The sequence below is a fragment of the Mesorhizobium sp. M7A.F.Ca.CA.001.10.2.1 genome (assembly GCF_003998575.1).
GTDB lineage: Bacteria > Pseudomonadota > Alphaproteobacteria > Rhizobiales > Rhizobiaceae > Mesorhizobium.
The window spans coordinates 1-9217 of record NZ_RZQY01000199.1 but is presented as its reverse complement, the minus strand read 5'-3'; the positions used below and the strand labels follow the sequence as shown (position 1 = coordinate 9217).

Annotated in this window: 8 protein-coding genes; 1 reads left to right on the top strand and 7 read right to left on the bottom strand. The window is 63.9% G+C overall.

The features are described 5' to 3' along the window. The 3 genes from EN964_RS14980 to EN964_RS14970 form a co-directional block, all read right to left on the bottom strand. The coding region (locus tag EN964_RS14980; RefSeq protein ID WP_292696916.1) for a biotin/lipoyl-containing protein at positions 1-332 on the bottom strand (332 nt) is incomplete at its 3' end. Between the two features lies 1 nt (position 333). Further along, the gene (locus EN964_RS14975; RefSeq protein WP_127271317.1) at positions 334-1347 is read right to left on the bottom strand and encodes an alpha-ketoacid dehydrogenase subunit beta; all 1014 of its coding nucleotides are present in this window, start codon (positions 1345-1347) and stop codon (positions 334-336) included. Between the two features lie 3 nt (positions 1348-1350). Continuing rightward, positions 1351-2583 (bottom strand): 3-methyl-2-oxobutanoate dehydrogenase (2-methylpropanoyl-transferring) subunit alpha, encoded by a 1233-nt coding sequence (locus tag EN964_RS14970; RefSeq protein WP_127272764.1) that lies wholly within the window; start codon positions 2581-2583, stop codon positions 1351-1353. 447 nt (positions 2584-3030) lie between these two features. Here EN964_RS14970 and holA point away from each other — a divergent pair, with 447 nt between their 5' ends. After that, a complete protein-coding gene (holA, locus tag EN964_RS14965; protein ID WP_127271610.1) occupies positions 3031-4077 on the top strand; it encodes a DNA polymerase III subunit delta in 1047 nt (348 codons plus the stop codon). A 243-nt stretch (positions 4078-4320) separates the two neighbouring features. Here holA and EN964_RS14960 read toward each other — a convergent pair whose 3' ends face one another. The 4 genes from EN964_RS14960 to mnmG form a co-directional block, all read right to left on the bottom strand. Beyond that, on the bottom strand, positions 4321-5211 hold the full coding sequence (locus EN964_RS14960) for a ParB/RepB/Spo0J family partition protein (protein WP_127272527.1): 891 nt from the start codon (positions 5209-5211) through the stop codon (positions 4321-4323). A gap of 69 nt (positions 5212-5280) precedes the next feature. Then, a complete protein-coding gene (locus EN964_RS14955; RefSeq protein WP_081738757.1) occupies positions 5281-6081 on the bottom strand; it encodes a ParA family protein in 801 nt (266 codons plus the stop codon). A gap of 52 nt (positions 6082-6133) precedes the next feature. Continuing rightward, positions 6134-6766, bottom strand: a complete 633-nt coding sequence (gene rsmG, locus EN964_RS14950; RefSeq protein ID WP_127269178.1) for a 16S rRNA (guanine(527)-N(7))-methyltransferase RsmG — start codon at positions 6764-6766, stop codon at positions 6134-6136. Then, positions 6763-8643 carry a tRNA uridine-5-carboxymethylaminomethyl(34) synthesis enzyme MnmG gene (mnmG, locus tag EN964_RS14945; RefSeq protein ID WP_127269179.1) on the bottom strand — a complete coding sequence of 627 codons (1881 nt, stop codon included), beginning with the start codon at positions 8641-8643 and terminating at the stop codon, positions 6763-6765. Before mnmG ends, rsmG begins: the two co-directional genes overlap by 4 nt. Positions 8644-9217 lie beyond the last annotated feature (574 nt).

Here is a 9217-nt window from a genome sequence, read left to right as displayed (position 1 = left end):
CCCCCTCCCCCTTGTGGGGAGGGGTTAGGGGTGGGGGTAGATGCCGCTGTGACCTCTGGCGATTTCGTGTCTGCGACAACATTCCCCTCGCCCGCCACCTTCAGCCGCACGATGGGCGAACCAATCGCCACCGTGTCGCCGATTTCGGCGCCCAGCCACAGGATCTCGCCGTCGACCGGCGACGGGATTTCGACTGTCGCCTTGTCGGTCATCACGGCGGCGAGCACCGTGTCCTCGCGCACCATGTCGCCGATCTTGACGTGCCACTCGACCAGCTCGGCCTCGGCGACACCTTCGCCGACATCGGGCAGCTTGATGATGTGTTCGCCCATCTCAGGCCCCCATGGTTTCAAGCAAGGCACGGCCGACACGGGCGGGGCCGGGGAAATAATCCCACTCCTGCGCATGCGGATAGGGCGTGTCCCAGCCGGCAACGCGAGCAACCGGCGCTTCGAGGTGATAAAAACAGTTTTCCTGCACCAGCGCCGACAGTTCGGCGCCGAAGCCCGACGTCAGCGTCGCCTCATGCACGATGACGCAGCGCCCGGTCTTCTTGACCGAAGCGACGATCGTGTCGAGGTCGAGCGGCAGCAGCGTCCTGAGATCGATGATCTCGGCATCGATGCCGGTTTCCTCGGCCGCGGCCTGCGCGACATAGACCATGGTGCCGTAGGCGAGCACCGTGATGGCGGAACCCGGCCGGCGGATCGCCGCCTTGCCGAGCGGCACAGTGTAGTGGCCGTCGGCGACCTCGCCGAGCTCATGTTTCGACCACGGCGTCACCGGCCGGTCGTGATGGCCGTCGAACGGACCATTGTAGAGCCGCTTCGGTTCGAGGAAGATCACCGGATCGGGGTCTTCGATCGCCGCGATCAAGAGCCCCTTGGCGTCGTGCGGGTTGGACGGCACCACGGTCTTCAGCCCCGACACATGGGTGAACAGCGCTTCCGGGCTCTGGCTGTGCGTCTGGCCGCCGAAGATGCCGCCGCCGGTCGGCATGCGCACCACGATCGGGCAGGTGAAATCGCCATTGGAGCGATAGCGCAGCCTAGCTGCTTCCTGGGTCAGCTGGTCGTAGGCCGGATACATGTAGTCGGCAAACTGAATCTCCACGCACGGCTTCAGCCCATAGGCGGCCATGCCGATGGCCGAGCCGACAATGCCGGATTCGTTGATCGGCGCGTCGAAGCAGCGGCTCTTGCCGTATTTGGCCTGCAGGCCCTGCGTGCAGCGGAAGACGCCGCCGAAGAAGCCGACATCTTCGCCGAACACGACGACTTTGTCGTCGCGCCCCATCGATACATCCATGGCATCGCGAATGGCCTCGATCATGGTCCGTCTCGGCATGGCTCAGACTCCCGCCTGCTGGCGCTGGCGTCTGAGATGCGGCGGCATCTCGGCGTAGAGGCCCTCGAACATGTCGCGCGTCGACGGCTTGCCGCCGGCATGCAGCGTGCCGTGGCTTTCGGCTTCCTTCTGCGCCGCGATGACCGTGTCGAGGATTTCTGCCTCGGCCTGCGCGTGCCGCTCGTCCGACCAGACGCCAAGCGCGATGAGATGGTTTTTCAGCCGCACGATCGGGTCGCCGAGCGGCCAGGCGTCGGACTCGGTCTTTGGCCGGTAGGCCGAGGGATCGTCCGAGCTCGAATGCGCCCCGGCGCGGTAGGTGACATATTCGACCAGCGTCGGCCCGAGATTGCTGCGCGCCCGCTCCGCCGCCCATTTGGCCACCGCATGGACGGCGAGATAGTCGTTGCCGTCGACGCGCAGCGACGGGATACCGAAGCCGAGCCCCCTTGCCGCGAATGTGCCCGAGCCGCCGCGGGCAATGCCCTGAAAAGTCGAGATCGCCCACTGGTTGTTGACCACATTGAGCACGACCGGCGCCTTGTAGGTCGAGGCGAACACCAGCGCCGAGTGGAAATCGGATTCGGCCGTCGAGCCGTCGCCGATCCAGGCGGCTGCGATGCGCGAATCGTTCGAGATCGCCGAGGCCATCGCCCAGCCGACCGCCTGGATGTACTGCGTCGCCAGATTGCCGGAGATCGAGAAGAAGCCGTGCTCCTTCGACGAATACATGACCGGTAGTTGCCGGCCCTTCAGCGGATCCGCCTCGTTGGAATAGATCTGGTTCATCATCGTGACCATCGGATAGCCGTCGGCGATGAGCAGCCCTGCCTGGCGATAGGTCGGGAAATTCATGTCGCCCGGCGCCAGCGCCTTGCGGAAGGCGCAAGCCACCGCCTCTTCGCCCAGATGCTGCATGTAGAACGAGGTCTTGCCCTGCCGCTGCGCCATCTGCATGCGCGCGTCGAAGGTCCGCAGCGTCATCATGTGGCGCAGGCCGGCCAGAAGTTCCTCATCGGAGAGCAGGCCGGCCCAGGGACCGACGGCCTCGCCAGTGCGGTTCAGCACGCGGATGATCGAGAAGGCATGATCGCGGATGGTGCGCGGATCGACATCGATTTCGGGGCGCGGCACCGAGCCGGCCTTGGGGATCGGCACATTGGAAAAATCAGGCGTTCCGCCCGGCCGCACTTCCGGTTCCGGAACGTGGAAACGCAACATCCCAGCATCGGCCATGACCTTTGTCCTCCAATGTTGCCTAGTGTCGATATTTGCATATCTGCGCCGCCAGGCCAGTGCGAATTCGTCGGGTAGCCTGCGGACGTCGGTCCCGGCAGCGCCGGCCGATCCAGCCTCCCACGCACCAAGATGAAGATATGTCGGCGAAATTTCTTGTCGATGTTGGGCGCCGGCGCGCAATTAGACGCAAGATTGAGCCGGGTTTGCTGGCAGATAGGGTGATTGGGGAAGCGCGAAGCGTAATCTCCCTCCTTGAGGGGGAGATGTCGCCGAAGGCGACAGAGGGGGTCGCCGCGCATGGAGCGCCAACTTCTTCTTTCGGCGCATAAAATGTCGCATCCAGTCGAACCGACCCCCTCTGGCCTGCCGGCCATCTCCCCCTCGAGGGGGAGATCACGCACACCCCGGTTCACCCCACGCCCGCATCATGCTAACCAACCCGGCATGGCACAGAAGAAAGCTTACGAGGTCGACGGCTGGCTCGCGAAGCCGGACCAGCGCATTTCGATCGTCCTGCTTTACGGCCCCGATCGCGGCCTCGTATCCGAGCGGGCGAAGGCATTTGCCGGCAAGACCGGCCTGCCGCTCGACGATCCCTTCTCGGTGGTCAGGCTCGAGGGTTCGGAGGTCGACCGCGACGAGGGCCGGCTGCTCGACGAAGCCCGCACCGTGCCGATGTTTTCCGATCGGCGCCTTTTGTGGGTGCGCAATGCCAGCGGCCAGAAGGCGCTGGCCGACGACGTCAAGGCGCTGACGGCGGAGCCGGCGCGCGATGCGATCATTCTCATCGAGGCCGGCGATCTCAAGAAAGGCGTCGGATTGCGCGCCATCGTCGAGGCGGCCGACAGTGCCATGGCGCTGCCTTGCTATGCCGATGAAGCGCGCGACATCGACGGCGTCATCGACGCCGAACTGAGCAAGACCGGCATGTCGATGACCATGGAGGCGAGACAGGCGCTGCGCCGCAATCTCGGCGGCGACCGGTTGGCCTCGCGCGGCGAGATCGAGAAGCTCGTGCTCTATGCACATGGCCAGAACGAGATCGGACTGGAGGAGGTCAAGGCGATGTCGGGCGACGTCTCCGGCGCCTCTTTCGACGACGCGGTCGACGCGCTTCTCGAAGGCAAGATCGGCGACTTCGACACTGCCTTTACCCGCCATTGCCAGTCCGGCGGCCAGCCTTTCCTGGTGCTGTCTTCGGCGATGCGGCAGTTGCAGCAGATCCAAATCATGCGCGGCCAGATGGAGTCCGGTAACCGCAACGCCGCCTCGGTCGTTGCCGCCGCCCGCCCGCCGGTGTTTTTCTCCAGGCGCAAGCTGGTCGAGAAGGCACTGGAGCGCTGGAGCGCCGACGCGCTCGGCCGCGCGTTGACCCGGCTGCAGACGGCGGTGTTGCAGACACGACGGCGGCCGGACCTTTCCGTGGCGCTGGCACGGCAGGCGCTGCTGGGGATTGCGGTGGAGAGTAGCCGGTTGGCGCAGCGCGGCTGATCTCCCCCCTCGAGGGGGAGATGTCGCCGAAAGGCGACAGAGGGGGTCGTTGCGCGTGGAGCGCTGGCCTCCTTACTTCCTTACTTCCTTACTTCCTTACGTCTTCATGTCTTCCGCAAGGGCGCCGGCGCTTGGTGTGAGGCGACCCCCTCTGGCCTGCCGGCCATCTCCCCCTCAAGGAGCGAGATTAGCGGCGTCGCCGATTTCGCCAAAAATCCGGCCTGAAGATAATTCGCCGGCTAATTATCGTTCCTGCTTCAGCCGCCTGCACAACTCATCGAGCTGTTCCAGCGAGCGATAGGCTACCCGAAGCGTGCCGCCTCTGCCCTTGTGATCCACCGACACGATCATGCCGATCGTATCGGTCAACAGTTTTTCCAGCGCCAGCGTGTCGGCGTCCTTCTCGTCAGGACTTGGCGCCGGCCTGGCTTCCCTGGCGCTGCTGGTGCCGGCCGGCATCTGCGCCAGCGCTTCGGCCTGGCGCACCGAAAGTCCTTCTTCGACGATGCGCTTGGCAAGGCCCGCCGGATCTTCCGCCGTCACCAGCGTGCGGGCATGACCCGCCGACAGCGCGCCGTCGATCAGCATGTCGCGGATCACATCCGGCAGCTTCAAGAGCCTGAGCGTGTTGGCGACATGGCTGCGGCTCTTGCCGATCACCTGGCCGAGATCGGCCTGGGTGTAGCCGTGCTCGTCGATCAGCTGCTGATAACCGAGCGCTTCCTCGACCGCGTTGAGGTCGGTGCGCTGGACGTTTTCGATGATCGCCAGTTCGAGCGCGGTGCGATCGTTGACCTCGCGGATGATGACCGGGATCTCGGACAGCCCGGCGCGCTGCGCTGCACGCCAGCGCCGCTCGCCGGCGATGATCTCGTAGCGTCCGGCCTGTGTCGGCGAAGGCCGCGCCACCACCGGCTGGACGACGCCGTGTTCGCGGATCGACTGGGCAAGGTCGGTCAGCTCGGCGTCGCCGAAATGCCGGCGCGGATTTTTCGGGTTGGGGGTCAGGAACTCGATCGGCACCTTGCCGTCGGCGCTCATGCCCGGTTTTTCAGGTGCTACTGGGCGATCAATCTCGCCGATCAGCGCCGCCAGTCCGCGGCCCAGTCTCTTTCTCGAAAGGTCTTCGCTCATCTTTATTCCAGTTGGCTATTCCAAATCGTTTCGGTATCGAATCGGCTCTTGACTATGCATCCGGCCACATCAAGCGGCGCGTAACTTGCGCTCGCGGCGGATCACTTCCGATGCCAGTTGCAGATAGGCCTGGCTGCCCGAGCATTTCAAATCGTAGAGGATCGCCGGCTTGCCGTAGGACGGCGCCTCGGACACCCGCACATTGCGCGGGATGATGGTCTCGTAGACCTTGTCGCCCATATGCGCCCGCACATCCTGCACGACCTGGTTGGCGAGATTGTTGCGGCCGTCATACATGGTCAGCACGATGCCCTGGATGGTGAGATCCGGATTGATCGAGCGCCGCACCTGCTCGACCGTCTCCAGCAACTGGCTGAGGCCTTCGAGCGCGAAAAACTCGCATTGCAGCGGCACAAGAACGGAATCGGCCGCAGCCATTGAATTCAACGTCAAAAGGTTGAGCGATGGCGGGCAGTCGATCAGCACATAGCCAAAGGGTGCGCCGCGCTCGGTCGCAGCGCGCAGCGCGTTGCGCAGCTTGAGCACCCGGTCGGGCGCGGAGGCGATCTCCATTTCGATGCCGAGCAGATCGAGCGTCGACGGCACGATCGACAGGCCCGGCACGGCTGTGGGGATGGCCGCGGCTTCCAGCTCCAGCTCGCCGGTCAACACGTCATAGGACGACACCGTCCGGTCCTTGCGGTCGATGCCCAGACCGGTGCTGGCATTTCCCTGCGGATCGAGATCGACGATCAGCACCTTTTCGCCGATAGCAGCTAGCGCGGTCGCCAGATTGATGGCGGTCGTCGTCTTGCCGACACCGCCCTTCTGGTTGGCTACGGTGATGATTCGGGGGCCATTCTTCATCATGGGTTTATGCCAGAAATTCATTTTGGGCGCCAAATCGCCTGTCAGTGACGGATCAGACAGGTCGCAGGTTGGACAATTCCAGGATGACGCCGCCAACGTCGGTCATACTTGGATGTTCTACCAGATCGAAGGACCATCGGTGAACGCTTTCTTGCACTTCGGTGCGGTAATCCCGGCCTTTGTGGAACAGGCCGCGCGCGCCTGAAACCAGCCAGGGCGCCGACAGGTCCAGCAAGGTCGAAAGCGGAGCCAGCGCCCGCGCCGTGACGATTTGCGGCGTCGAAACCAGCGCATGGCTGTCATCGATGCGGCGCGCCACGACCCGCGCCGGCAGGCTGAACTGGCCGACGACGGTCTGCAGGAAGGATGCCTTTTTGCGATTGCTTTCAACCAGATCGATGCTGGCGCCGTCGCGCTCGGCCAGCAGGAACGCCATCACAAGGCCTGGAAACCCACCGCCCGAGCCGAGATCCACCCAGCGTGTGGCAACGGGTTCTATGCGCCCGAGTTGGGCGCTGTCCAGGATATGGCGCTGCCAGACATCGCCCGACGTGGATTGCGCCACCAGATTGATGCTGCGATTCCATTTCTGGAACATCTGCTCGAACGCCACCAGCCGATCGAATGTTTCACGTGAAACCGGGCCTGCCGCATCCTGCAGGCTCTCCAGGGACATAGAATTCACGCAACATCCTTTTGTAGGCGCTGGGCGCTCTCCGCATGGCGGACATGCGCGACAATGATCGCCAGCGCCGCCGGCGTCATGCCCTCCATGCGCTGGGCATCGGCTATGGAGCGCGGGCGCCGCGCCTGCATTTTCTGCTTCAGCTCGTTCGACAGACCCGGCACTCCGGCGAAATCGACCGTCTCGGGGATCAGCCGGCTCTCCTCATGCCGGATCTGCGCCACGTCGGTCTTCTGGCGGTCGAGATAGACAGAATACTTCGCTTCCGTCTCGAGGCGCTCCGCGGTCTTGCCTTCGATCGCCGCAAAGCGCGGATCGACGCCGGCCAGCCAAGCGACATCGACGTCGGGATAGGACAGCAATTCATAGCCGGACCGGCGCACGCCATCCCGGTTGATGTCCAGCCCGTGCCGCGCCGCCTCATTCGGCGTCATGGCGAGCGACTTCGCCAAATCCCGCGCCTCATCCAGGCTTTGCATGACCTGCCCGTAGCGCTGCATGCGCTGTGCCGAGGCGATGCCCAGTTTCGCCGCCAGAGGCGTCAGCCGCTCATCCGCATTGTCGGCGCGTAGCGACAGCCGGAACTCGGCGCGTGACGTGAACATCCGGTAGGGCTCTGCGATGCCGCGGCTGGTCAAATCGTCGACCATCACGCCGATGTACGCCTCGGTGCGGCTGAGCACGATTTGCTCGCTCCCCGCCGCCCGCCGCGCCGCATTGAGGCCTGCGAGCAGGCCTTGCCCGGCTGCTTCCTCATAGCCGGTCGTGCCGTTGATCTGCCCGGCGAGGAAGAGACCACCGATGCGCTTCGTCTCCAGCGTCTGATGCAGTTCGCGCGGATCGACATGATCATACTCGATGGCATAGCCGGGCTGCAGCATGATTGCGCGCTCCAGCCCCGGAATGGTTTTCAATATATCGAGCTGCACATCTTCGGGCAACGAGGTGGAAATCCCATTGGGATAGACGGTATCATCGTCCAGCCCTTCCGGCTCCAGAAAGATCTGGTGCCCATCCCTATCGCCGAACTTGACGATCTTGTCCTCGATCGACGGGCAATAACGCGGCCCAACGCCCTCGATCGAGCCGGAATACATGGCCGAGCGGCCGAGATTGGCGCGAATCAGCTCATGCGTGGCCGTCGTCGTGCGGGTGATGCCGCACTCGATCTGCGGCGTGGTGATGCGGTCGGTCATCAGCGAGAACGGCACCGGATCCGCATCCGCGGCCTGGCTTGCCAGCGTCGTCCAGTCGATGCTCCGGCCATCGAGCCGCGGCGGCGTCCCGGTCTTCAGCCGTCCAAGCTTGAAGCCCGCGCGGTCCATCGTCGCCGAGAGCCCAAGGCTGGCCTGCTCGTTCATGCGGCCGGCGACAATCTTCCTCTCGCCAATATGAATGAGCCCGCGCAGAAAAGTCCCGGTCGTCAGCACGACCGCGCCACAGCCAAGCCGCCTGCCGTCGGCCAGGAGAACAGCCGTGATCCGCCCATCGGCGATCTCAAAATCCAGAACCTCGCCTTCAACCACGTCGAGATCGTTCTGCTGCCGAATCGCTTCCTGCATGGCAAGGCGATAAAGCTTCCGGTCGGCCTGCGTACGAGGGCCGCGCACGGCGGGACCTTTGCGGCGGTTGAGCAGGCGGAACTGAATGCCGGCCGCATCCGCCACGCGCCCCATCAGGCCATCCATGGCATCGATCTCGCGCACCAAATGGCCCTTGCCGAGCCCGCCGATCGCCGGATTGCAGGACATGACCCCGATCGTATCAAAGCGCAGCGTCACCAGCGCGGTCTTGGCACCAGCGCGCGCGGCAGCGCTGGCCGCCTCACAACCTGCGTGGCCGCCGCCCACCACAACCACATCATAGTGATTGGTCATCACAAACTTCCCAGACTCGAATGATTAAAGGGACACATGTCCCCGCGAGGCTTGGCTGTCAAGAAAACTCCGCGAGTCGTTTCACGTGAAACAGCCTTGCACCGCCATCGCGTGTGTTTCACGTGAGTCATCGGGGCACTGATGTTTCACGTGAGTCGCACCTTGCCGCTGCTCGAAGGTCTTACCCAAGCGTTCGCAACGTTCGTCATCCTAGGGCAAAGCAGGAAGCGAAGCGACGTCGCGGAGACCCTAGGATCCATGCCGTGATCTTGGCCAAAGAGTACAGCGGATCAGAATTCTGCACCGTGGCGCGCGCTCAGAAGTCGCGGCATGGATCCTCGGGTCTGCGCCGCGTCGCTACGCTCCTTGCTCCGCCCGTGGATGACGAAGCGATGGGGCGTTCCGCAAACGGTCCATCAAAATCTCTGCATCGACAACTGAGTCATTTTACGAGAGCACATCGTTTCACGTGAGTCATTTCCCGATGCAGAACTGCGAGAAAATCACGTCCAGCATGTCCTCGACGTCGATGGCGCCGACAATACGGCCCAGGCGATCTGCTGCAAGCCGCAAC